This window comes from Variovorax boronicumulans, assembly GCF_029892485.1.
Lineage (GTDB): Bacteria > Pseudomonadota > Gammaproteobacteria > Burkholderiales > Burkholderiaceae_C > Variovorax > Variovorax boronicumulans_B.
Map to the genome: position 1 here is coordinate 436,397 of NZ_JARXVG010000004.1, position 21,252 is coordinate 457,648.

At 68.6% G+C, this 21,252-nt stretch carries 22 protein-coding genes; 16 read left to right on the plus strand and 6 right to left on the minus strand.

What is annotated here, in order from left to right:
• Positions 1–101 precede the first annotated feature (101 nt).
• Entirely contained in the window at positions 102–1,526 is a 1,425-nt protein-coding gene (gene dacB, locus M2282_RS12500; protein WP_280809101.1) for a D-alanyl-D-alanine carboxypeptidase/D-alanyl-D-alanine endopeptidase, read from the minus strand.
• 28 nt (positions 1,527–1,554) lie between these two features.
• Positions 1,555–2,142: a GDP-mannose pyrophosphatase gene (locus M2282_RS12505; protein WP_280809102.1), complete on the minus strand. Its 588-nt coding sequence runs from the start codon at positions 2,140–2,142 to the stop codon at positions 1,555–1,557.
• Positions 2,143–2,228: 86 nt separating this feature from the next.
• Between M2282_RS12505 and M2282_RS12510 the strand changes: the two genes are divergently transcribed.
• The 5 genes from M2282_RS12510 to pyrF are packed head-to-tail and all read left to right on the plus strand — an operon-like array spanning position 2,229 to position 5,960.
• Entirely contained in the window at positions 2,229–3,002 is a 774-nt protein-coding gene (locus M2282_RS12510) for a DeoR/GlpR family DNA-binding transcription regulator (protein ID WP_280809103.1), read from the plus strand.
• Between the two features lie 47 nt (positions 3,003–3,049).
• The gene (gene tsaB / locus M2282_RS12515) at positions 3,050–3,775 is read left to right on the plus strand and encodes a tRNA (adenosine(37)-N6)-threonylcarbamoyltransferase complex dimerization subunit type 1 TsaB (protein ID WP_280809104.1); all 726 of its coding nucleotides are present in this window, start codon (positions 3,050–3,052) and stop codon (positions 3,773–3,775) included.
• Complete coding sequence (gene rimI, locus M2282_RS12520) at positions 3,772–4,314, plus strand: ribosomal protein S18-alanine N-acetyltransferase (RefSeq protein WP_280809105.1); 543 nt, start codon at positions 3,772–3,774, stop codon at positions 4,312–4,314. The genes tsaB and rimI overlap by 4 nt, the downstream gene beginning before the upstream one ends.
• Complete coding sequence (locus tag M2282_RS12525; protein WP_280809106.1) at positions 4,314–5,099, plus strand: uracil-DNA glycosylase; 786 nt, start codon at positions 4,314–4,316, stop codon at positions 5,097–5,099. The genes rimI and M2282_RS12525 overlap by 1 nt, the downstream gene beginning before the upstream one ends.
• Positions 5,100–5,132: 33 nt before the next feature.
• The gene (pyrF, locus tag M2282_RS12530; RefSeq protein WP_280809107.1) at positions 5,133–5,960 is read left to right on the plus strand and encodes an orotidine-5'-phosphate decarboxylase; all 828 of its coding nucleotides are present in this window, start codon (positions 5,133–5,135) and stop codon (positions 5,958–5,960) included.
• Between the two features lie 4 nt (positions 5,961–5,964).
• Here the strand turns inward: pyrF and M2282_RS12535 are convergent, their stop codons facing one another.
• A complete protein-coding gene (locus M2282_RS12535; protein ID WP_280809108.1) occupies positions 5,965–6,699 on the minus strand; it encodes a helix-turn-helix domain-containing protein in 735 nt (244 codons plus the stop codon).
• A 138-nt stretch (positions 6,700–6,837) separates the two neighbouring features.
• Here M2282_RS12535 and M2282_RS12540 point away from each other — a divergent pair, with 138 nt between their 5' ends.
• The 7 genes from M2282_RS12540 (at position 6,838) to M2282_RS12570 (ending at position 13,210) form a co-directional block, all read left to right on the plus strand.
• Positions 6,838–7,695, plus strand: a complete 858-nt coding sequence (locus M2282_RS12540) for a hypothetical protein (RefSeq protein WP_280809109.1) — start codon at positions 6,838–6,840, stop codon at positions 7,693–7,695.
• Positions 7,696–7,709: 14 nt separating this feature from the next.
• Positions 7,710–9,665 carry an MFS transporter gene (locus M2282_RS12545; protein ID WP_280809110.1) on the plus strand — a complete coding sequence of 652 codons (1,956 nt, stop codon included), beginning with the start codon at positions 7,710–7,712 and terminating at the stop codon, positions 9,663–9,665.
• A gap of 117 nt (positions 9,666–9,782) precedes the next feature.
• Complete coding sequence (locus tag M2282_RS12550) at positions 9,783–10,280, plus strand: YiaA/YiaB family inner membrane protein (protein WP_280809111.1); 498 nt, start codon at positions 9,783–9,785, stop codon at positions 10,278–10,280.
• Positions 10,281–10,321: 41 nt separating this feature from the next.
• On the plus strand, positions 10,322–10,780 hold the full coding sequence (locus tag M2282_RS12555) for a hypothetical protein (protein WP_280809112.1): 459 nt from the start codon (positions 10,322–10,324) through the stop codon (positions 10,778–10,780).
• Positions 10,777–11,562 (plus strand): DUF2145 domain-containing protein, encoded by a 786-nt coding sequence (locus M2282_RS12560; RefSeq protein WP_280809113.1) that lies wholly within the window; start codon positions 10,777–10,779, stop codon positions 11,560–11,562. The genes M2282_RS12555 and M2282_RS12560 overlap by 4 nt, the downstream gene beginning before the upstream one ends.
• A gap of 25 nt (positions 11,563–11,587) precedes the next feature.
• On the plus strand, positions 11,588–12,652 hold the full coding sequence (locus M2282_RS12565; RefSeq protein WP_280809114.1) for a zinc ribbon domain-containing protein: 1,065 nt from the start codon (positions 11,588–11,590) through the stop codon (positions 12,650–12,652).
• A 180-nt stretch (positions 12,653–12,832) separates the two neighbouring features.
• Positions 12,833–13,210, plus strand: a complete 378-nt coding sequence (locus M2282_RS12570) for a DUF3597 domain-containing protein (protein ID WP_280809115.1) — start codon at positions 12,833–12,835, stop codon at positions 13,208–13,210.
• Between the two features lie 67 nt (positions 13,211–13,277).
• Here the strand turns inward: M2282_RS12570 and M2282_RS12575 are convergent, their stop codons facing one another.
• The gene (locus tag M2282_RS12575; RefSeq protein WP_280809116.1) at positions 13,278–14,057 is read right to left on the minus strand and encodes an SDR family NAD(P)-dependent oxidoreductase; all 780 of its coding nucleotides are present in this window, start codon (positions 14,055–14,057) and stop codon (positions 13,278–13,280) included.
• Positions 14,058–14,176: 119 nt separating this feature from the next.
• On the opposite strand from M2282_RS12575, the gene M2282_RS12580 reads away from it, so the two are divergent.
• Entirely contained in the window at positions 14,177–14,566 is a 390-nt protein-coding gene (locus tag M2282_RS12580) for a hypothetical protein (protein ID WP_280809117.1), read from the plus strand.
• Positions 14,567–14,586: 20 nt separating this feature from the next.
• On the opposite strand, the gene tgt is transcribed toward M2282_RS12580, so the two are convergent.
• Positions 14,587–15,759, minus strand: coding sequence for a tRNA guanosine(34) transglycosylase Tgt (gene tgt, locus M2282_RS12585; protein ID WP_280809189.1), 1,173 nt, complete (start codon positions 15,757–15,759; stop codon positions 14,587–14,589).
• A gap of 11 nt (positions 15,760–15,770) precedes the next feature.
• Positions 15,771–16,814 (minus strand): tRNA preQ1(34) S-adenosylmethionine ribosyltransferase-isomerase QueA, encoded by a 1,044-nt coding sequence (gene queA, locus M2282_RS12590; RefSeq protein ID WP_280809118.1) that lies wholly within the window; start codon positions 16,812–16,814, stop codon positions 15,771–15,773.
• Between the two features lie 129 nt (positions 16,815–16,943).
• Here queA and M2282_RS12595 point away from each other — a divergent pair, with 129 nt between their 5' ends.
• The 3 genes from M2282_RS12595 to recG are packed head-to-tail and all read left to right on the plus strand — an operon-like array spanning position 16,944 to position 21,243.
• On the plus strand, positions 16,944–17,612 hold the full coding sequence (locus M2282_RS12595; RefSeq protein WP_280809119.1) for a DUF4166 domain-containing protein: 669 nt from the start codon (positions 16,944–16,946) through the stop codon (positions 17,610–17,612).
• Positions 17,609–19,105, plus strand: coding sequence for a TIGR01777 family oxidoreductase (locus tag M2282_RS12600; protein ID WP_280809120.1), 1,497 nt, complete (start codon positions 17,609–17,611; stop codon positions 19,103–19,105). Before M2282_RS12595 ends, M2282_RS12600 begins: the two co-directional genes overlap by 4 nt.
• Before the next feature lie 11 nt (positions 19,106–19,116).
• Entirely contained in the window at positions 19,117–21,243 is a 2,127-nt protein-coding gene (recG, locus tag M2282_RS12605; RefSeq protein WP_280809121.1) for an ATP-dependent DNA helicase RecG, read from the plus strand.
• Positions 21,244–21,252 lie beyond the last annotated feature (9 nt).

Below are 21,252 nucleotides of genomic sequence, written 5' to 3' on the forward strand. Positions count from 1 at the left end.
TTCTGGGCAGCGCCATGCCCGCGCGCAAGCGGTGTACACCTACAGAAGTTTTCAGTACACGGCGGCCCGGATGTGTCTTCGGCCGCACCGTGGGCGGCCGCTCAGTTGTCCTGCGCCGCCCAGTCGACCAGCGCATCGAACGCGGCGCGCGTGGCGCCCGCGTTCTCGCCGTTGGCGATGGCGACCAGCACATAGCGGCGGCCGCTCGTGCCGTGCACATAGCCGGCCACGCCCGAGGCATCGCGCAGCGTGCCGGTCTTCAGGTGCGCGGCGCCGCCCGAGCGCAGGGCGCGCCTTTTCAGCGTGCCATCGACGCCCGAGGCGGGCAGCGAGGACATCAGCTCCGGCATCACCGGCGAGCGCCACGCCACCTGCAGCATCTTGCCCAGCGCCGCGGCGCTGATGCGCTCGTCGCGCGACAGGCCCGAGCCGTTCTCGAACACCGGCTGCGCCTCGCCGGTGCCGATGCGATCGCGCCACCACTGGCCCAGCGCGCTGCGCGAGGCCTCGAAGGTGCCGCGGTTCTTCTGCGTGAGGCCGATGGTGAGGAACACCTGCTGCGCCATCACGTTGTTGCTGTACTTGTTGATGTCGCGGATCACCTCCGCGAGCGGCGGCGAGCCGAACTCGAAGGCCGGCTTGAGCCCCGCGGGCACGCGGCCCTCGCGCATCTGGCCGCCCACGCGCCCGCCCATTTCGGCCCACATGCCGCCGAGCGCGCGCAGGCTGTAGGTGCGCGGATCGCCATATGCCACGGCCCAGCTCTTCTCGCCGCAGGCGGCCGGGAAGCCGCCGTTGAAGCGGATGCGGTTGACGTCGCTGAAATCGGTTTTGAGCGCCGTGCGCCAGTCGCCGCATTCGCCGGGGGTGAGCGGCACGGTGGCCGGCATCGCCACGCTCGCGAGCGGCGGCTCGTAGCTCACGCGCGCGATCTGTCCGGCGCGGTCGGGCGCGAAGGTCATGTTGACCGACTTGAAGTTGATCAAGAGCGCATCGGGCGATGCGTTGTACGGCCGCAGCGGCTCGCCGTCGAAGGCGCTCGGGTCGTTCTCGACCGTGTTCTCGAAGGCGCTGCGGTCGATCACGATGTCGCCGCTCACCGTGGTGATGCCCAGGCCCTGCACGTGGCGCAGCATCAGCCACACGCGTTCGAGCACCAGCTTCGGATCGCCCTGGCCCTTGATGTAGAGGTTGCCGTTGAGCACGCCGTTGTTCACCGTGCCCTCGACGTACACCGGCGTGTTCCAGCTGTAGGCCGGGCCCAGCAGGTCGAGCGCCGCGTAGGTGGTGACCAGCTTCATCATCGACGCCGGGTTCACCGGGACCTGCGAGCGCCAGGCCAGGCGCGGCGGGCGGGTGCCGTCGGCATCGATTACCAGCATCGTCACCGTCTCGCGCGAGACCTTGGCGCGTGCCAGGGCGGTTTCGACTTCGGTGGGCAGGGCCTGCTGGGCGAGGGCGCTGGCCGAGGCCAGCGTGGCAAGGGAGACGGCAAGGGACGGGATCAGGCGGGTGGCGAAAGGCATCCGGCGATTATCCCGGTCACGTTCGCAGCTACACCGCGGGGAAGACGTGCAGCTTCGCGTGATAGAGCAGCATCACCGTCTTCGCATCGGCGATGCGGCCGTCCGCCACCATCGCCAGCGCCTCGTCGATGCCGAGTTCAAGCACCTCGATGTCCTCGCCCTCTTCGGCCAGACCTCCGCCGCTGCCGATGCGCATCGCGGGCTCGTAGGGCGCGACGAAGAAGTGCAGCTTCTCGGTCACCGAGCCGGGGCTCATGAAGCTCTCGAAGATCTTCTGCACGGTGCCGAGGCGGTAGCCCAGTTCTTCCTCGACCTCGGCGCGGATGCGCTCCTCGGGCGCCGCGTTGTCGAGCAGGCCCGCCGCGACCTCGATCAGCAGGTCGTCATGGCCGTTGACGAAGGCCGGATAGCGGAACTGCCGCGTCAGCAGCACGGTGCGCTGCGCGAGGTTGTAGGGCAGCAGCGTCGCGCCGTTGCCGCGGTCGTAGGTCTCGCGGTCCATGCGCTGCCACTGGCCGTCGTTGCGGCGCCACTCGAAGCGGGTGGTCTTGAGCGTGTACCAGTTGTCGGAAAGGAGGGTGACTTCGTGCACCCGGACGCGGTCTTGGAGGGTCATGGGCGGCGAGCATAGGCGCGAATGCAAATTCGTGCAATAACAAGAAAATTCGTGCAGAAAGCGTGCAGGCCCGCTACCATCGGCCGATGCTCACCCGCCAGCGCAAGCAACACATCCTCTCGGTCCTGCAGCGCGACGGCAACGTCGTCGCCAAGTCGCTCAGCGAAGAACTCGCGCTCTCCGAAGACACCATCCGCCGCGACTTGCGCGAGCTGGCGGCCGAAGGGCTCCTGCAGCGCGTGCACGGTGGCGCATTGCCCATTGCCCCGGCCGACACCGATTTCGCCAGCCGCCAGCAGCTCGCGCCCGACGAGAAGGTGGCCATCGGCCGCGCCGCTGCGCGCCTGGTGAAACCCGGGCAGGTGGTGTTCATCGACGGTGGCACCACCGCCGTGCAACTCGCGCGCCACCTGGCGAAGAACCTGCAGGCGACGGTGGTGACGCACAGCCCCTCGGTGGCGATCGAACTGGTTTCACACGCGCAGCTGGAGGTGGTGCTGATCGGCGGACGCCTCTTCAAGCATTCGCTGGTGGCGGTGGGGGCCGCCGCCATGGGGGCCATCGCGCGCATTCACGCCGACACCTACTTCATGGGCGTCGCGGGCGTGCATGCCGAGGCGGGGCTCACCACCGGCGACATCGAAGAGGCCGAGATCAAGCGCGCGCTGATGGCCGCCGCGGCCGAGACGGTGGTGCTGGCTTCGTCCGAGAAGCTCGGCGTGGCGTCAGCCTGGGTGATCAACCCCGTCAGCGCGGCGACGAGCCTGCTGGTATCGCCCGATGCGCCCGCGAAGGCGCTGGCGCCGCTGCGCCAGGCCGGGCTCGCCATCCTGCGCAGCGACGACCCGGGCGCCGGCTGATTCGCCCCGGGCGGGCGAGGCGCCCGAGCGCCCTCGATAATCGGGGGATGCCCATCGCGCCCCGCCTCCTCGCCTTCGACACCAGCACCGAACACCTGTCGGTCGCGGTGCAAAACGGCGAGCAGCTGCTCGCGCACAGCGGCGCGGGCGGCGCGCAGGCGTCCACCACGCTGCTGCCGCTGATCCAGCAACTGCTGGCCGACGCCGGCCTGGCGCTGGCCGATCTGGACGCCATCGTCTTCGGCCGCGGGCCGGGTTCTTTCACCGGGTTGCGCACGGCCTGCTCGGTGGCGCAGGGCCTGGCCTTCGGCGCCAACGTGCCGCTGCTGCCGGTCGATACGTTGCTGGCCGTCGCCGAGGAAGCGCGCCACGCCTTCGGCGCCCGGCAGGTGGTCGCCGTGCTCGATGCGCGCATGGACCAGCTCTACGCCGCCAGCTACGACTTCGACGCGGCTGGCCCGCTCGGCGGCGACGACGAGCCGCTGCTGCTGTCGCCCGAGGCGCTAGCCGTGCCCGCCGGCTGGTCGCTCGCCGGCAACGCCTTCACCGCCTATGGCCCGCGCCTGGCGCCGGCCACGGCCCGCCACGAGGTGCTGCCCACCGCTACCGCGATGCTGCGGCTGGCCCCCGCGTTGCTCGCGGCCGGGCGAATCGTTCCCGCGGCGCAGGCCTGGCCGCTCTATGTTCGCGATAAAGTGGCGCAAACCACCGAGGAGCGCGCCGCCATCAAGGCGGCCGCTGCCGCAGCGGTTACACCACCCACCACCGCATGAGCGCTGTCCTCCAGCCCGTCGAAGCCCGCCTCGAGCCGCTCACCGTCGAGCGGATCGAAGCCGTCTGCGCGGTCGAGCAGGCGGCCTACACCCACCCGTGGACGCAGGCGAACTTCACTGACTCTGTGGCCGTCGGCTACCACTGCCAGTGCCTGCTGGCCCCCGGGCTGGCACAGGGGGTGAGCTCGCCGGTCACCAGCCTGGGCGAGACGCTCATCGGCTACTTCGTCGCCATGAAGGGCGTCGACGAGGTGCACCTGCTCAACATCACCGTGGCGCCGGCTTTCCAGCGCCAGGGCTGGGCGCCGCTGATGCTGGGGGCGCTCACCGGCTGGTCGCGTGCCGAGGGCGCGCAGTGGCTCTGGCTGGAAGTTCGCGAGAGCAATCGGCGCGCGCTGGAGATCTATGCACGTCAGGGTTTTCGCAGCGTCGGCGTGCGCAAGGGCTACTACCCGGCGTTCGAAGGCAAGCGCGAAGACGCGGTGGTCATGAGTTTGCGATTGAACGAAACAGGCTCCGCCTGGGGAGCCCTGAAGTAATGACCGCCGTGCAGACACTGAAGCTCGATGCGCGCCAGCGCGCGATGCTCGACGAGATGGGGGTCAAGGTCTGGTGGCCGATGCCCGAGGCGGTCGAGGCTGCGCCCGTTGTCGAAGAGGCGGTTGCAGCAGCGCCGGAACCGGTCGCCGAGCGGTACGTGGCGGAAGTGCCGGTCGCCGCACCGACGCCTGCGCCCGTCGCAAGGCCTGTGGCGGCCCCCGCGCCCGTTCCGCGCCCCGCCGTGACGGCAACGCAGGGTGCCGCGGTACTCGTCGAAGCGCCCTGCCGCCTCTATGCGGATGCCGCCGAAGCCCCCGCCTCTGCCCAAGGCGGCTGGCTCGTCGTGGCCGACATGCCTCCCGAGGCCGACGGCCGCCACGGCGAGCCTTTTTCGGGCGACGCGGGCCGCCTGCTCGACAACATGCTGCGCGCCCTGAAGCTGCACGACGGCAAGACGCCCGTTCACCTCATGCGCACGCACCGTGGCGTGGCCGCCGGCCAGCCCGGCAGCCCGCGCCCGATGGCGGAATCCTTCGACGAACACGCCGCCGCGCTGGCACCCAGCGTCGTGCTGGCGATGGGCCCGCTGGCCGCGCAAAGCCTGATGCAGAGCGGCGACCCGCTCGGCAAGCTGCGCGGCCGCGCGGTGCCGCTGGCATCGGTCAATGGCGTGCCGGTGGTGGCGACCTACCACCCGGCGTACCTGTTGCGGAATCCGGCCGACAAGGCCCGCGCCTGGGCCGACCTGTGCCTCGCCGCGGAACGGCAAGCGCCTTCGAACTAGGGCAGCCACATGGGGTCCTTAAAATCAGCCCCCATGACTTTTCTCGACAAGCTGGCCGCCGCACAGCAAAAAAACGGTTCGTTGCTCTGCGTGGGGCTCGATCCCGAGCCGGCCAGGTTCCCCGGGGGATACAAGGACGACGCCGCCAGCATCTACGACTTCTGCGCGCGCATCGTCGACGCGACGGCCGACCTGGTCATCGCCTTCAAGCCGCAGATCGCCTACTTCGCCGCGCACCGTGCCGAAGCCCAGCTCGAAAAGCTCATGGAGCACATGCGCCGCAACGCGCCCCATGTGCCCGTGATCCTGGACGCCAAGCGCGGCGACATCGGCTCGACCGCCGAGCAGTACGCCATCGAGGCGTTCGATCGCTACGGCGCCGATGCGGTGACGCTCTCGCCTTTCATGGGCTTCGACTCGGTGGCGCCGTACCTCAAGCACGAAGGCAAGGGAGCCTTCCTGCTGTGCCGCACCAGCAACCCCGGCGGTGCCGACCTGCAGGGCCAGCGGCTGGCGGACATCGAAGGCCAGCCCTTCCTCTACGAGCACGTTGCCAAGCTGGCGCAGGGGCCGTGGAACCTGAACGGCCAGCTCGGCCTGGTGGTGGGCGCGACCTATCCGGCGGAAATCGAACGGGTGCGCGAACTCGCGCCGACGGTGCCGCTGCTGATTCCGGGCGTCGGCGCCCAGGGCGGCGATGCGGTCGCCACCGTGCGTGCCGGCTGGCGTGCCGATGCGCCGATCGTCGTGAACTCGTCGCGGGCGATCATTTACGCCTCGTCGGGCGAAGACTTCGCCGATGCGGCCAAGAACGCCGCGCGCACGATGCGCGACACGCTCGAAGCCGCGAAGGCCTCCTGAGCCGTCAGGCTCTCCGGAGCCGGGTGAAGAGCTCGAACTCCCAGTTGCGCATCCCCAGCAGCAGCGTGTAGCCCTCGCGGTCCTTGGCCGACAGCTTCTGGTCGGTCTGGTGCTGCTGCGCGAAGTCTTGCGCCACGCGCTGCAGGCGCTCTAGGAAGGCCGGCGCCAGCGAACGGCTGATCGAGCCGTGCACCAGTAGCAGGCCCTCGGCCGGGCCGTCGAAGCCGCCGCGGTAGTAGTCCAGCACCACGTTCTCGCGGAAGAACTCCATCACCGGGCCGTGCGGCCGCCAGCGGAAGGTCTTGGCGAGCTTCAGGCGATACCGGTTGAGCGGACGCAGCTCGATGATGCCGATGCGGTCCAGCTGCGCGAGGCAGCCGATGCACTCGGCCTCGCTGATCCGGTAGGCCGTCACGATCTGCTCCAACGTCCACTGGCTCAGCACGCTGATGGCCACCAGCAGCAGCTTCTTGTCCTTGACCACTGCCTTTTCCTGCTCCTGCGTCAGCTCCTTGAGCAGCGGCTGGGCGTCGGCCACGCGGCGCGCGAGTTCTGCGAAATCGATCTTCAGGGCCCGGCAGATGGCGTCCACGCGCGACAGCGGCATGTCGCTCTTGGCCAGCATCCGCTTGACGCTGGATTCGGCCATGTCGAGCGACCGGGCCAGGTCGGCGTAGGTCATGCGGGCGCTTTTGAGTTCGTTCTTGAGGGCGAGTACGAGGTCGACGGTGGTGCTCATGAAGGGTGCTGGGCGCTGGATGGGTATTAGAAAGAGATACCGTTGGGTGTGAAATAGTGCCTCGTATCGATTCTCGATGCCTGCAGAGCGACTGGCAACTAAATTCCGCGGCTCGTTACCCACCCACCGAGGTCCGCCATGCTCCTGCCCACTTTCAGCCGCCGTGAACGCGCATTGCTCTTCACCTTCGCGTTGCTCACGCTGATCGCCTTCTTCGGCCCGGCACTGCCGGCCGCCGACGTGGCGTTCGCCTCGGTCTTCGCCGACGACCGGGCCTGGCATGGCCTGCCGAACGCGATGGACGTGCTGAGCAACCTGCCGTTCGTGGTGATCGGCGTCCTCGGGCTGTACCGGCTCAATCGCATCGACCGTTCGCACCAGGAGGCGCTGGCCGAGTTCCCGCTTGCCCCGCCCGCCATCGATCCGCCGGACAACACGCTGGACTGCGCCTGGCTCTTCTTCGCCGGCCTGATCGCCACTGCCGCCGGCTCGGCCTTCTATCACCTGATGCCCGACGTCCCCCGGCTCGCGGCGGACCGCGCCGGCATGGCGGTGGCCTTCGCGGGGCTGATCGGCATCGCGGTGTGCGAACGGGTGAGCCAGCGCGCCGGCTGGCCGGCAGCGTGGTTCGTCCTCACGGCCGGCCTGCTGGCGGCCGAGGTGTCGCAGGAAAGCGGCAACGTCATGCCGTGGGCGCTGGTGCAGTTCGGCGGCATGGCGCTGGTGCTCACCCTGGCGCTGGCCGCGCCGATGCGCGGCGCGGTGGGGCTCAAGCTGGGCTGGGTGATCTTTTTCTACGCACTGGCCAAGGCCTTCGAGCTGGGCGACCGGCAGATCTACGAGGCGACGCAGCACCTGGTCTCGGGCCACACGCTCAAGCACCTGACGGCGGCGCTGGCGGGCCTGCCGGTGTTGCTGGCGCTGCGCACGCTGGAGAAGGGCTGGGAAGCACGGCTGCTGCGGCACAATCCCGACGCAGCCGCTATCACGGCCTGAGGAGAATTCTTCGAATGACAACCCCCGCCGCTGCTGCCGCCCCCGTGGCGCCTCACGAAGCGAACGCTCACGCCAACCAGTTCGCCTTGCTCAAGCAGCGGCGCTTCGCGCCTTTCTTCTGGACGCAGTTCGCGGGCGCGGCGAACGACAACCTCTTCAAGTTCGCCTTCACCGTCATGGTGACCTACCAGCTCCAGTTGAGCTGGATGCCGCCGGCCATGGCGGGCCTGGCGATCGGGGCGCTGTTCATCCTGCCCTTCTTGCTGTTCTCGGCCACGGCTGGCCAGCTCACCGACAAGTTCGACAAGACGAAGATGATCCGCTTCGTCAAGAACCTGGAAATCGCGATCATGCTGATCGCGGCCTGGGGCTTCGTCACCGCCAATGCGGTGGTGCTGCTGGGCTGCGTGTTTCTCATGGGGCTGCACTCCACGCTGTTCGGGCCGGTCAAGTTCGCCTACCTGCCGCAGGTGCTCGATTCGCGAGAGCTCACCGGCGGCAACGGCATGGTCGAGATGGGCACCTTCGTCGCGATCCTGCTGGGCCAGGTGGCGGGCGGCCTACTGGTGGCGGTGCCGCAGATCGGCCACACGAGCGTGGCCGTGGCCTGCGTGCTGCTCGCGCTGATCGGCCGGGGCGTGGCGCAGGCCATTCCGCAGGCGCCGGCCACCGACCCGGGGCTGGTCATCAACTGGAATCCCTTCAGCGAAACCTGGCGCAACCTGAAGCTCGCGCACGGCAACGTGGTGGTGTTCCGCTCGCTGCTGGGCATTTCGTGGATGTGGTTCTTCGGCGCGGTGTTCCTGAGCCAGTTTCCGAGCTTCGCCAAGGAAGTGCTGCACGGCGACGAGCAGGTGGCCTCGCTGCTGCTGGTGGTGTTCTCCATCGGCATCGGCGTCGGCTCGCTGCTGTGCGAGACGCTGAGCCGCCGGCAGGTGGAGATCGGCCTCGTGCCGCTGGGCGCGATCGGCATGAGCGTGTTCGCGATCGACCTGTACTTCGCCTCGCGCGCGCTGCCCAAGGTGGGCGAAATGGGCCTTGGCACCTTCGTGCACCAGCCCGCGCACTGGCGCGTGATGGCCGACCTGGGGCTGCTCTCGCTCTTCGCGGGCCTCTACAGCGTGCCGATGTACGCGCTCATCCAGCTGCGCAGCCAGCCCACGCACCGGGCGCGGATCATCGCGGCGAACAACATCCTCAATGCGCTGTTCATGATCGGCAGCTCGGTCATCGCGGGCGCGCTGCTGGGCGCGGGCTTCACGATTCCGCAGATCTTCCTGTTCACCGGCATCGCCAATGCGGTGGTGGCGTTCTACATCTTCATGCTGGTGCCCGAGTACCTGCTGCGCTTCGTGGCCTGGGTGCTGTCGCGCTTCGTCTACCGCTTCGACATCAAGGGCGACGAGCACATTCCCACCGAGGGTGCCGCCGTGCTGGTGTGCAACCACGTGAGCTTCATCGACGCGGTGCTGCTGATGGCGGCGAGCCCGCGGCCCATCCGCTTCATCATGGACCACCGCATCTTCAAGGTGCCGGTGCTCGGCTGGCTGTTCAAGCTGGCCAAGGCCATTCCGATCGCGCCGCAGAGGGAAGACCCGGCGGCCTACGAAGCGGCCTTTGCCAAGGCGCTGGCCGTGCTGCGGGAAGGCGACCTGCTCGCGATCTTCCCCGAGGGCGCGATCACGCGCGACGGCACGCTGCAGCCCTTCAAGGGCGGCGTGATGAAGATCGTCGAGAGCGCGCGCGCCGAAGGCATCGAGCCGCCGGTGATCCCGATGGCGCTGACCAACCTCTGGGGCTCGTACTTCAGCCGCATCGAGCTGCGCGGCGGCCAGCAGGTCGCGATGGCCAAGCCTTTCCGTCGCGGCTTCTACAGCCGCGTGGGCCTGAACGTCGGGCAGGCCGTGCCGCCGCTGGAGGTGCGGCCCGAGGCGCTGCAGCAGCGCGTGAGCGGGCTGCTGGTGGCCTGAAAAGTATCCCTGCGAGATACCAGTAGCGGCCCAAACCGCAACTGGGCCAAGCATTCGAGTCCCGCGGTGCGGTGGCGAACCATCATTCGCCCACCTTCACAACGCCGCGAGGCACTCATGCAACCCTTCTCATCCACCACCGTTTCGATCCAGCGCGACACGCGGGCCTGGCAGTTCCAGGCCTGGGCCTCCTTCGCAGTCGCCGTCTTCCTCTGCGCCACCGGCTTGAGCTGGCTGCCGGGCGAGGCGCTGGACCGGGCGTTCATGGTGATGGGCTACGTGTTCTGCCTGAGCACCGCCTTCGTGCTGGCGAAGTTCATCCGCGACAGCCGGCAGGCCGAAGGCGCCGCCAGCCGCGACGTGCCCATGTGGCGCCTCGTGGTCTGGGGCAGCTTCTTCACCGCGATAGGCCTGACCGGCTGGGGTCTGGTCCGAATGGACATCAACGACGCCTACAAGGCCTTCCTGGGCGTGAGCTGGCTGTTCCTCATCAGCTCGGCGTTCACGCTGGCCAAGACGCTGCGCGACCGCCATGAAGCCGACCTGATCGACGCCCGCCTGCAAGGCCGCCGCGCCGCCCGCCAGGAAGCCGCTGCTTCCGCCTCGGCCGCATGAGCCGCCGTATTCCGTCCACCGTCAGCCAACGAAAGAACGTCATGAAAAAGTCCATGGCCACGCTTGCTCTCGCCGTCTGCACCGCGTTCGCGGGTGTCGCGGCTCCGCTTCACGCGCAGGCCCAGAGCGATGCATCGGCCGCGCTCTCGCTGCTGCCCGTCGCCTCGGTGATCGGCGCGGCGTCCGTCGTCGGCGCTTCCGCCATGGCGGTGGTTGCGGTGCCCGCGGCACTGTCGGTGGGCGGCTCCACGCTCGCCGTGGTGGCCGTCGAGGCGTCGGCCGACGGCACCGTCTATGTGCTGGAACGCGCATCGGACGGCGCGCGCGCCAGCGTCAAGGTGATGGGGCGCGCCGCCAACGGCGCGGCCGCCTCGGTCGGCACGGCCGTCGTGGTCAGCGTGATCGGCAGCGGCATCGTGCTGTCGGCCGCGGGCGAGGTGCTGGCCTTCGTGCCGAATGCCATCGGCCGTGCGCTGTTGCACAACGAGAGGCTGTCATGAAGCGCGCGCTCGCGGTGTGCCTGCTCGCGCTCGTGGCACTGCAGGCGCAGGCCGGCCGCTCGTGCGAGCAGGTCAAGCCGAGTCCGGCGCTCATCGTCAAAGGCATGCAGTTGGCCGAGCGCACGTCGCAGCAGCTCGATACGAGCGGCGCGCGCGTCGTGCTGCTGGCGCGCGCCGGGCAGGACCTGAGCAAGTACGGCCTGCGCTACTCGCACCTGGGCATTGCCTACAAGACCGACGAAGGCCCGTGGCGCGTGGTGCACAAGCTCAACCAGTGCGGCACCGCGGTGGCTGCGGTCTACCGGCAGGGGCTCGGCGAATTCTTCCTCGATGACCTGTGGCGCTACGAAGCCGCCTGGATCGTGCCCACGCCGCAGGTACAGACGCAGCTCTTGGCCGCGCTCAACGAGTCGCCCTCGCGCATCGTGCGGCTCAACGTGGCGCCCTACAGCATCGTGAGCTACGCCTGGGGCCAGAAATACCAGCAGTCGAACCAATGGGCCATCGAGACGCTGGCTGCGGCCATGGAGCCCGCCACCATCAACAACCGCGCGCAGGCACAGGCGTGGATGCAGTTCAAGGGCTACGAACCGACCACCTTGAAGCTCGGCCCGCTCACCCGGCTGGGCGGCCGCGTGGGCTCGGCAAACATTGCCTTCGACGATCATCCGAACGAAAAGCGGTTTTCGGACCGCATCGAGACAGTGACGGTCGACTCGGTCTTTGCGTGGATGCCGCGCGCGGGGCTGGGTTCGGCGCCGGTGGCGTTCAAGCTGCAGTAACTACAAATCCAGAAGAAAGCATCGAATGAGCAAGTCATTGCGCCTGTCCGAAAAATGGTTTCGCCGCGGCCTCTGGCTCGTGGCGCTGGTGTTCGCGAGCTTCCTGATCGGCCTGGGCAGCACGGTCGTCGGCGACCTGCCGCAGGTCGAGCGCGTGCGCGGCATCGACGACTTCATCGACCTGCGCGCGGCCGAGCCGCTGCGCGACACCATCAAGGCGTCGGAAGCCGCGGAGTTGCAGGCCTCACGCGACCTCGACCAGATTCGCCTGCAGCTCAATGCCGCGCAGCAGGCCAGCGCCAATGCGCGTGAGACTTTCGGCAACTGGATCGCCACTCGCCGCGCGACCGCGCAGCCCGACCAGGACACCGAGCTCATCGCGCGCACCAAGGCGCTCGATGCGTTCAAGCAGAAGGAAGATGCGGTCCAGCGCCAGGTCAATGCGCAGCAGAAGATCATGCTCGACGCGCGCCAGGCCGAGCAGCGCGCCCGCACGACGCTCGCGGAACTGGAGCGCGATGCGCAGGTGAAGCTCGATGCCGAGTACCGCCGCATCGAGCTGCGCGTGTTCGCCTACCGCCTGGCGCTCACGTTGCCGCTGCTGGTCGTGGCCGGCTGGCTGTTCGCGAAGAAGCGCAAGAGCACCTACTGGCCGTTCGTCTGGGGCTTCATCTTCTTCGCGCTGTTCGCGTTCTTCGTTGAGCTGGTGCCGTACCTGCCAAGCTACGGCGGCTATGTGCGCTACGTGGTGGGGATCGTGCTCACGGTGCTGGTGGGGCGCTACGCCATCGTTGCGCTCAACGCGTATCTCGCGCGCCAGAAGCTCGCCGAGCAGCAGCCCGACCAGGTGCGCCGCGAAGAGTTGAGCTACGACGTTGCGCTCGCACGGCTCGGCAAGGGCGTGTGCCCCGGCTGCGAGCGGCCGGTGGACCTGAAGAACGGCGAGATCGATTTCTGCCCGCATTGCGGCATCGGCCTGTTCGACCACTGCGGCGTGTGCGAGGCGCGCAAGAGCGCGTTCTCGAAGTTCTGCCACGCCTGCGGCACCTCGGCGCATGCGGGGCCCGGTAGCGGCACAGCGCTAGCCTGAGCCGCGCGTGGAGGCGCTGCACTTTCCACTGCAAGCGGGTATTCCGCACGCTGCGTGGCCAACTTTGGCGAAGCTGTCGCCGCAAAGTGTTAGAACCTTGGCCTGCGCTGCATTTCGCACGCAGCCGGCGTTCACTTTCATGCATCGCCCGGCCTCCACCACGCACGACGAGGACCTCCCATGAGCTTTTTCGGCAAGATTTTTTCCAAGATTTTTCCGTCGGCCAACGCCGCTGAAGTCGTCGCCGCACCGCCGGCGGCTGCACCGGGCGCACCGGCCGTTGCGGCACCGCCGCCCTCGATCCCGCTGGGCGACGTGCCCGCCATCCTGGACGCGATGCCCGGTGCCGCCGCCCTGAACTGGCGCACCTCCATCGTCGACCTGCTCAAGTTGCTGGGCCTGGACAGCAGCCTCGCCGCGCGCAAGGAACTGGCCAGCGAAATTCTCTACAGCGACGGCGAGCCCGGTTCGGCCGAATGGAACATCGGCCTGCACAAGCAGGTGATGACCCGCATCGCAGCCAATGGCGGCACGCTGCCAGCCGAACTGCGCGACTGATCCGCGGTACGACGCTCAACAAAAAACCCGGCATGCCGGGTTTTTTGCTTTCTGAAGGAGGAAGGCTTCAGGTCCAGCCCGCATCCACCACGTAGTCCTGCGCGGTGCACATGCGCGAATCGTCGGCGGCCAGGAACAGCGCCATCGCCGCGATGTCCTCGGCCATCACCCGGCCCGGCAGGCACTGGGCCGCATCGATCTCGGCAGCGGATTCGGGCTTGACCCACAGCTTGATCTGCCGCTCGGTCATTACCCAGCCCGGCATGATCGTGTTGACCCGGATGTTCTGCTTGCCCAGGTCGCGCGCCAGCGAGCGCGTGAGGCCGATCACGCCCGCCTTGCAGGCCTGGTAGACCGGGTAGCCGCGGCCCTTCATGAGCCAGCTGATCGAGCCGAAGTTGACGATCGAGCCTCCGCCCAGCGCGCGCATGTCGTCGGCCACGGCCTGGGCGGCGAAGAACTGGTGCTTGATGTTGACGGCCACGAGGCGGTCGAAATCCTCGCTGGTCACGTCGGCCATCTCGTGGCGCCGGTCGTTGGCCGCGTTGTTCAGCAGCACGCCGATGGGCCCGAAATGGGCGCGTACACCAGCGATGGTGGCGGCCAGCGCGGCCGTGTCGGTCACGTCGCAGACGCTGAACAGCGCGGGCGTCTCGCCCTGCAGTTCGGCTGCGAGCGCCGTGCCGGCGGCGGTGTCGAGGTCGCAGAAGCCGACCTTCGCGCCCTGCGCATGGAAGGCCCGCACCAGCGCCTCGCCGATGCCGCTGGCACCGCCCGAAATGAAGACGGTGCGCCCGGCGAGTGACGGATAGCGGGCGGTGTAAGAGGAAAGAGTGGCTGTGGTCATGAGAATGAGGACGACGGCAATGGCGACAGGGCACGAGCGTACCGGATGCCGCCGACATCGGGGAAACGCGGGCTTCCACCTGGCGTATGGCTTCCGGCATGTGGGCAGGAAGGCTTCGCATGGATAGCCTTGCGGCCATGAACTCGTTCAACCGCCGCGCCCTTGTCAGCTTCGCGCTTCTCCCGGCCTTCCTCGTGGTGCGGCAGGTGCGTGCCCAGGCCGCGGCGCCCATTCTGCTGTTCAAGGTGGTCTCGCCGCACGACGACGTCGTGGTCGGCATCGAGGCGGCTCAGTTGGGTGCCGGCGCCACGCCGCCCGTTCAGCGCCTGGCCGCGATGCTGGCCGAAAAGGGGCAACTCACGCTGTGGCAATACGCCTCGCAGCACGGCGAGGGTGGCGCGCTGGTGCAGGCGCCGCTGCGGCAGATCGTGGTGTTCAAGAACGAGCTGCTGCGCATCGAGCCGTACACCACGGCCTTGGCGATCAAGGCGCCGGGCGCCGCGAAGTAGGGCGCGGACAGGGCCGCCGGCTAGACGCCGCGCGCGCGCTCGGCCTTGAACCGCGCGCGGAACTCCGTGAACGTGCCCGCGTCGAGCGCCGCACGGATCTCGGTCATCAGGTTCAGGTAGTAGTGCAGGTTGTGGATGGTGCACAGCATCGGCCCGAGCATTTCGCCGCAGCGGTCCAGATGGTGCAGGTAGGCGCGGCTGAAGCCTTCGCGTCCGCCATCGTTCCACGACACGCCCGAGGTGCCCGCGCACGCGTGGCAGGTGCAGCTGGGGTCCACCGGCTGCGGGTCGCTCTTGTGGCGGGCGTTGCGCATCTTCAGGTCGCCGAAGCGCGTGAACATCGTGCCGTTGCGTGCATTGCGCGTGGGCATCACGCAATCGAACATGTCCACGCCGTCGGCCACGCCCTGCACCAGGTCTTCGGGCGTTCCCACGCCCATGAGGTAGCGCGGCTTGTTCGCGGGCAGCCGGTGCGGCGTGTGGCCCATGATGTGCAGCATCTCCTCCTTGGGCTCGCCCACGCTCACGCCGCCGATGGCGTAGCCGGGGAAGTCCATGTCGACGAGCGCTGCGAGCGATTCCTCGCGCAGGTTCTCGAACATGCCGCCTTGCACGATGCCGAAGAGGGCGTTCGGGTTCTCGAGCCGCGCGAATTCCGCCTGGCAGCGCTTGGCCCAGCGCAGGCTCAGTTCCATCGAAGTGCGCGCCTCGGCCTCGGTCGTGATGTGGCCCTTGGTGTCGTAGGGCGTGCATTCGTCGAACTGCATCACGATGTCGCTGTTCAGCGTGGTCTGGATCTGCATCGAGACCTCGGGCGTGAGGAACAGCTTGTCGCCGTTGACGGGCGAGGCGAACTTCACGCCCTCCTCGCTGATCTTGCGCATCGCGCCCAGCGACCACACCTGGAAGCCGCCCGAGTCGGTGAGGATGGGCTTGTTCCATTTCTCGAACTGGTGCAGCCCGCCGAAGCTTTGCATCACGTCGAGGCCCGGGCGCATCCAGAGGTGAAAGGTGTTGCCCAGGATGATCTGCGCGCCCATCTCTTCCAGGCTGCGCGGCATCACGCCCTTGACGGTGCCGTAGGTGCCCACGGGCATGAAGATCGGCGTCTGCACCTTGCCGTGGTTGAGCGTGAGCGTGGCGCGGCGCGCGTGGCTGTCGGGGTCGGTCTTGAGGAGTTCGAAGTTCAGCATGGTGGTCGTCTTCAATCTTTTTGTCGTGCCAGCAGCATGGCGTCGCCATAGCTGAAGAAGCGGTAGTGGTTCGCGATGGCGTGGGCATACAGCGCCATCACGCGCTCATAGCCCGCGAAGGCCGAGACCAGCATCATCAGCGTGCTCTTGGGCAAATGGAAGTTGGTGACCAGCACATCGACATGCGCGAAGGCAAAGCCCGGCGTGATGAAGATGCGTGTGTCGCCCGTCGCTTCGCCGCTCCTGGCCCACGACTCGAGCGTGCGCACGGTGGTCGTGCCAACCGCGACCACGCGGCCGCCGCGCGCCTTGCACTCGGCAATCGCGCGCTGCGTGGCCTCGGGCACCTCGTAGCGCTCGGCATGCATCGTGTGCTCGGCGATGTTCTCGGTCTTCACAGGTTGGAAAGTGCCGGCGCCCACGTGCAGCGTGACGTTCGCGCGCTGAACGCCGCGCGCTTCGAGTGCGGCCAGCAGGCCTTCGTCGAAGTGCAATGCAGCAGTCGGCGCGGCCACCGCGCCGGGCACGCGCGCGAACACGGTCTGGTAGCGGCTCTCGTCGTCGGCCGAGTCGGTGTGGGTGATGTAGGGCGGCAGCGGCACGTGGCCGCAGCGCTCCATCAGCATGTAGGGGTTCTCGCCCGTGTCGCTCTCGAAGGCGAAGCGGAACAGCGCGCCGTCTTCCTCGGGCCAGCGACCCAGCAGCGTGGCGCGGAAGCCGCCGACCATCTCCAGCGTGGTGCCCACCGGCGGCTTCTTGCTGACCTTCATGTGCGCCACGACCTCCTGGCCCTGCAGCACGCGCTCGACCAGCAGTTCGAGCTTGCCGCCGGTCGGCTTCTCGCCGAAGAGTCGCGCCTTGACCACGCGCGTGTCGTTGAAGACCAGCAGGTCGCCCGCGCGCAGCAGCGAGGGCAGGTCCTTGAAGATGCGGTCGGCCGGTGCGTCGCCCGTGCCGTCGAGCAGGCGGGAGGAGGTACGTTCGGAGGCCGGGTGTTGCGCCACCAGTTCGGGTGGCAGGTCGAAATCGAAATCGGAGAGCGTGAAGGCGCGCATGGTGCTTGAGGGCCGGACGGGCCCGTGCCAAGGAGGCATGGGGAAAGGGAAGAAACCGCGGGAAGGCGGCGATTCTCCCATGCCCGGAATCCGGTCTGCGGCGCGGGGTTGCCGAGGCAGAATCGACAGATGGTCGATTCATCCGTCGCGCGCGTCCCGCTGGCGCCTCCTCCCTCCGAAGGCGAGCTCTTCAAGAAGATCCTCGGAAGCGCCTGGCAGGGCCTGCACCCGGACATCCGCCGGCGCTTCGACAAGAACCCCTCGCCCGGCAAGGCGCTGCATTACCTGGGTGCGTTGAGCGAGCTGCGCTGCTCGCGCTTCGGCAAGCTGCTGGGGCACCTGACGCAGCCGCTGATCCAGGGCGCGTTGATTCCGTACAGCGACAGCCACTTCCCGGTCGAGATCCAGGTCTACGCCAAGCCCGACGACCCGGCCATCTACAAACAGCGCATCTACCGCCTGCACGGCCGCAAGCCGATCCAGTTCACCAGCTTCATGCGCGAGAGCGCGCGCGGAGAAGTGCTGGAGTACGTGGGCATGGGCCTCGGCATGAAGCTGGTGCTGAGCGTGGAGAACGGCAGCCTGCATTTCCAGAGCGACGGGTATTTCTGGGACGTGTTCGGCTGGCGCATTCCGCTGCCCGGCGTCTTCACGCCTGGCAAGACTTTTCTCTGGCACCACAACGAAACGCCCGAGCGCTTCAACATCCGCATCGAGATCCGGCACTGGCTCATGGGCACGACCTTCACGCAGGTCGGCGTGTTCGAGGAAGTGGCCGACCCGGGGGTGGCCGCATGATCGACACGCACCTGCTCGCGCTGCAGCTCATGGCCGCGCAGGGCCTGATGGGCGCTTTCGACACGCTCTATCACCACGAGGGCACCGAGGCGCTCGCGCAACGCAACACGGCGCGGCGCGAACTGGCGATCCATGCGGTGCGCTCGTCGATCTACTGCGCGATGTTCATCGGCCTCTCTTCCTGGGCCTGGCACGGCGCGTGGGCGTGGGTGCTGCTGGCGGTGTTCGGCGTGGAGATCGTGCTCACGCTGTGGGACTTCGTGGTCGAGGACGGCAGCCGCCTCCTGCCGCCGACCGAGCGTGTCACGCACACGGTGCTGGCCATCAACGCCGGCGCGTTCATCGCGCTGCTGGCAATGAACGCGGTGGACTGGGCGGCACAGCCGACGGCGCTGGTGTGGCAGCCGCAAGGCTGGTTGGGCGCTTTTCTCGCGCTGTGCGGTGTGGGTGTCGGCATCTCCGGGCTGCGCGACGGGCTTGCGGCACGTGCGTTGTTCCGACGCACGGCGCAGGAAGAAACGCGAGCCGCCGAGGCGCCGGTGCATTTCGGCACGCGGCCGCAGCGCGTGCTGGTGACCGGCGGCACCGGCTTCATCGGTCAGATCCTCGTGCGCCACCTGCTGGCCGACGGCCATGCCGTGACGGTCTGGACGCGCGACGCGCGCTCAGCCGCATGGAGCTTCGGTGGCGCGGTGCGCTGCGTGCAGCGGCTAGACCAGATTCCCGAGACCGACCCGTGCGATGTGGTCATCAACCTCGCAGGTGCGCGCATCCTCGGCCAGCGCTGGAGCGAGCGGCGCCAGCAGCAGTTGCTGCAAAGCCGTGAGGGGCTCACCCGCACGCTGGTCGCATGGATCGCTACCCGTCCGCGCAAGCCCTGGCTGCTGCTCTCGGGCTCGGCCATCGGCTACTACGGCGTGCAGCCGCAAGGCGATACCGCCGAGCTGGCCGAAGACGCGGCGCCGCAGGACATCTTCATGTCGACGCTGTGCCAGCGGTGGGAGAAAGCGGCGCAGGCCGCGACGGCGCATGGCGTGCACGTGGCCTGCATGCGCTTCGGATTCGTGCTCGGCCACCAGGGCTCGTTGCCGCAACTGCTGCTGCCCGTGGCGTTGGGCATGGGCGGCCGACTGGGGAGCGGGCGCCAGTGGCTGTCGTGGGTGCACGTACACGACGTCATCCGTGCCATGGCGCATGTGTGGAGTGCTGCCGAGCAGGCGGGAACCGGCGGCCCCGCGACCGCGCAGGCCGTCAACTTCACCGCACCCGGCGCGCTCAGCCAGGAAGACTTCACGCGTGTGGCCGCGAGCGTCATGCACCGCCCCTTCTGGATGCCGACGCCCGCCGCGCCCGTCAAGCTGCTGCTCGGCGAACAGGCCGACCTGCTGCTCGAAGGCCAGCGCGTGGTGCCGGCCCGCCTGCTGCAGACAGGGTTCCGCTTCGCGTTCCCCGACGCCCGCAGCGCCTTGACGGACCTTTGCCGGCCGCGATAGAAGCCTTGTCCGTGCCCGCCAAGAAAGCCCCCTCCACGTCCGCGGACGCCGCCATCGCGCCGTCGCCACCGCAGCCGCCCGGCACCGGCCTGAGCCTCGTGCAGCGCGCCCTGCGCAAGCTCGGCCTCGTGCGCGACATCGACTTCGCGCTCTACCTCCCAATGCGCTACGAAGACGAGACCCGCATCGTGAAGCTCGCCGACACGCGCGACGGCGACATGGCGCAGGTCGAGGGCGTGGTCACCGAGTGCGAGGTGGTGTTCCGCCCGCGGCGCCAGCTGATCGCCACCATCGACGACGGCAGCGACACCTGCCAGCTGCGCTTCTTCAACTTCTATCCCTCGCAGCAAAAGCAGCTCGCGGTCGGCGCGCGGGTGCGCGTGCGGGGCGAGATGCGCGGCGGCTTCGTGGGGCGGCAGATCATGCATCCCACGGTCAAGGCCGCGGGCACTTCGCTGCCGGAGGCGCTCACGCCGGTCTATTCGACTGTGGCGGGTCTCGCGCAACCGGTGCTGCGGCGCGAGGTGCGCTCGGGCCTTGCACGCGCGGTGCTCGACGAGACGATTCCCGTGCAGATCGGCCTGCGGGGCGCGTGGGACCTGCGCAGTTCGCTGACCTTCCTGCACTATCCGACGCCCGATGTGGCGATGGCGACGCTCGAAGACCACAGCCACCCGGCCTGGCAGCGCATCAAGGCCGAGGAACTGCTCGCGCAGCAGCTTTCGCAGCTGCAGGCGCGGCTCGAACGCGCGGCGCAGCGTGCACCGGTGCTGCCTTCATCGCCGGAACCCGTGGCGACTTCGCTGCATACGCAGCTGCTCGTCGTGCTGCCCTTCGGCCTGACCAGCGCGCAGCAGCGCGTGGGCGAAGAGATCACGCGCGACCTCGGCCGCGAGATTCCGATGCACCGGCTGCTGCAAGGCGACGTGGGCTCGGGCAAGACCGTGGTGGCGGCGCTGGCGGCGGCGCGCGCCATCGATGCGGGCTTCCAGTGCGCGCTGATGGCGCCGACCGAAATCCTTGCGGCGCAGCACTTCGGCAAGCTCGTGGGCTGGCTCGATCCGCTGCTCGCCGCGCGCGGCTTGCGCGTGGCCTGGCTCACCGGCAGCCAGAAGAAGAAGGAGCGCGATGCGATGTCGGCCGCGGTCGAGAGCGGCGAGGCCGCGCTGGTCATCGGCACGCACGCCGTCATCTCGGAGAAGGTGCGTTTCAAGAACCTCGCGCTCGCGATCATCGACGAGCAGCACCGCTTCGGCGTGGCGCAGCGGCTCGCGCTGCGCGGCAAGGCCGTGGGCCATCTAGAACCGCATCTGCTGATGATGAGCGCCACGCCCATCCCGCGCACGCTTGCGATGAGCTACTACGCCGACCTGGACGTCTCCACGCTCGATGAACTGCCGCCGGGCCGCACGCCCATCGTCACCAAGCTGGTGGCCGACCACCGGCGCGACGAGGTGATCGACCGCATCCAGGCGCAGATCTCGCAGGGCCGGCAGGTCTACTGGGTGTGCCCGCTGATCGAGGAGAGCGAAGCGGTCGACCTGCGCAATGCCACCGAGACGCGCGACGAGCTGGCCGAAACGCTCGGCGAGGCCATCCACGTCGGCCTGCTGCACTCGCGCATGCCGACGGCCGAGAAGCAGGCGGTGATGGCGGCCTTCACCGCCAACGAGATCCAGGTGCTGGTGAGCACCACGGTGATCGAGGTGGGCGTCGATGTGCCGAACGCTTCGCTGATGGTGATCGAGCATGCGGAGCGCTTCGGGCTCTCGCAGCTGCACCAGCTGCGCGGCCGCGTGGGGCGCGGCGCCGCGGCGTCGGCCTGCGTGCTGCTCTACGCACCGGGCGACAGCGGCCGCGTGGGCGAGGCGGCGCGCGCGCGGCTCAAGGCGATGGCCGAGACGGGCGACGGTTTCGAGATTGCGCGGCGCGACCTGGAGATTCGCGGCCCCGGCGAATTCCTGGGCGCGCGCCAGTCGGGTGCGCCGCTGCTGCGCTTCGCCGACCTCACCACCGACACGCTGTTGCTCGACTGGGCCCGCGAGCTGGCGCCCGTGATGCTCGAGAAACACCCCGACCTTGCCCAGCGGCACATCGATCGCTGGCTCGGCACCAAGGCCGAGTACCTGAAAGCCTGAGGGACGGAC

Excerpts from the sequence above, each read along its gene's own strand:
- rimI (WP_280809105.1), top strand. The coding sequence starts at position 3,772 with ATGAGCGCTGTCCTCCAGCCCGTCGAAGCCCGCCTCGAGCCGCTCACC.
- tgt (WP_280809189.1), bottom strand. The coding sequence starts at position 15,759 with ATGCTGAACTTCGAACTCCTCAAGACCGACCCCGACAGCCACGCGCGC.
- M2282_RS12540 (WP_280809109.1), top strand. The coding sequence starts at position 6,838 with ATGCTCCTGCCCACTTTCAGCCGCCGTGAACGCGCATTGCTCTTCACC.
- M2282_RS12535 (WP_280809108.1), bottom strand. The coding sequence starts at position 6,699 with ATGAGCACCACCGTCGACCTCGTACTCGCCCTCAAGAACGAACTCAAA.
- M2282_RS12505 (WP_280809102.1), bottom strand. The coding sequence starts at position 2,142 with ATGACCCTCCAAGACCGCGTCCGGGTGCACGAAGTCACCCTCCTTTCC.
- tsaB (WP_280809104.1), top strand. The coding sequence starts at position 3,050 with ATGCCCATCGCGCCCCGCCTCCTCGCCTTCGACACCAGCACCGAACAC.
- M2282_RS12560 (WP_280809113.1), top strand. The coding sequence starts at position 10,777 with ATGAAGCGCGCGCTCGCGGTGTGCCTGCTCGCGCTCGTGGCACTGCAG.
- M2282_RS12510 (WP_280809103.1), top strand. The coding sequence starts at position 2,229 with ATGCTCACCCGCCAGCGCAAGCAACACATCCTCTCGGTCCTGCAGCGC.
- queA (WP_280809118.1), bottom strand. The coding sequence starts at position 16,814 with ATGCGCGCCTTCACGCTCTCCGATTTCGATTTCGACCTGCCACCCGAA.
- pyrF (WP_280809107.1), top strand. The coding sequence starts at position 5,133 with ATGACTTTTCTCGACAAGCTGGCCGCCGCACAGCAAAAAAACGGTTCG.
- M2282_RS12525 (WP_280809106.1), top strand. The coding sequence starts at position 4,314 with ATGACCGCCGTGCAGACACTGAAGCTCGATGCGCGCCAGCGCGCGATG.
- M2282_RS12555 (WP_280809112.1), top strand. The coding sequence starts at position 10,322 with ATGAAAAAGTCCATGGCCACGCTTGCTCTCGCCGTCTGCACCGCGTTC.
- M2282_RS12595 (WP_280809119.1), top strand. The coding sequence starts at position 16,944 with ATGGTCGATTCATCCGTCGCGCGCGTCCCGCTGGCGCCTCCTCCCTCC.
- M2282_RS12550 (WP_280809111.1), top strand. The coding sequence starts at position 9,783 with ATGCAACCCTTCTCATCCACCACCGTTTCGATCCAGCGCGACACGCGG.
- M2282_RS12565 (WP_280809114.1), top strand. The coding sequence starts at position 11,588 with ATGAGCAAGTCATTGCGCCTGTCCGAAAAATGGTTTCGCCGCGGCCTC.
- M2282_RS12600 (WP_280809120.1), top strand. The coding sequence starts at position 17,609 with ATGATCGACACGCACCTGCTCGCGCTGCAGCTCATGGCCGCGCAGGGC.
- dacB (WP_280809101.1), bottom strand. The coding sequence starts at position 1,526 with ATGCCTTTCGCCACCCGCCTGATCCCGTCCCTTGCCGTCTCCCTTGCC.
- M2282_RS12580 (WP_280809117.1), top strand. The coding sequence starts at position 14,177 with ATGGATAGCCTTGCGGCCATGAACTCGTTCAACCGCCGCGCCCTTGTC.
- M2282_RS12545 (WP_280809110.1), top strand. The coding sequence starts at position 7,710 with ATGACAACCCCCGCCGCTGCTGCCGCCCCCGTGGCGCCTCACGAAGCG.
- M2282_RS12570 (WP_280809115.1), top strand. The coding sequence starts at position 12,833 with ATGAGCTTTTTCGGCAAGATTTTTTCCAAGATTTTTCCGTCGGCCAAC.
- M2282_RS12575 (WP_280809116.1), bottom strand. The coding sequence starts at position 14,057 with ATGACCACAGCCACTCTTTCCTCTTACACCGCCCGCTATCCGTCACTC.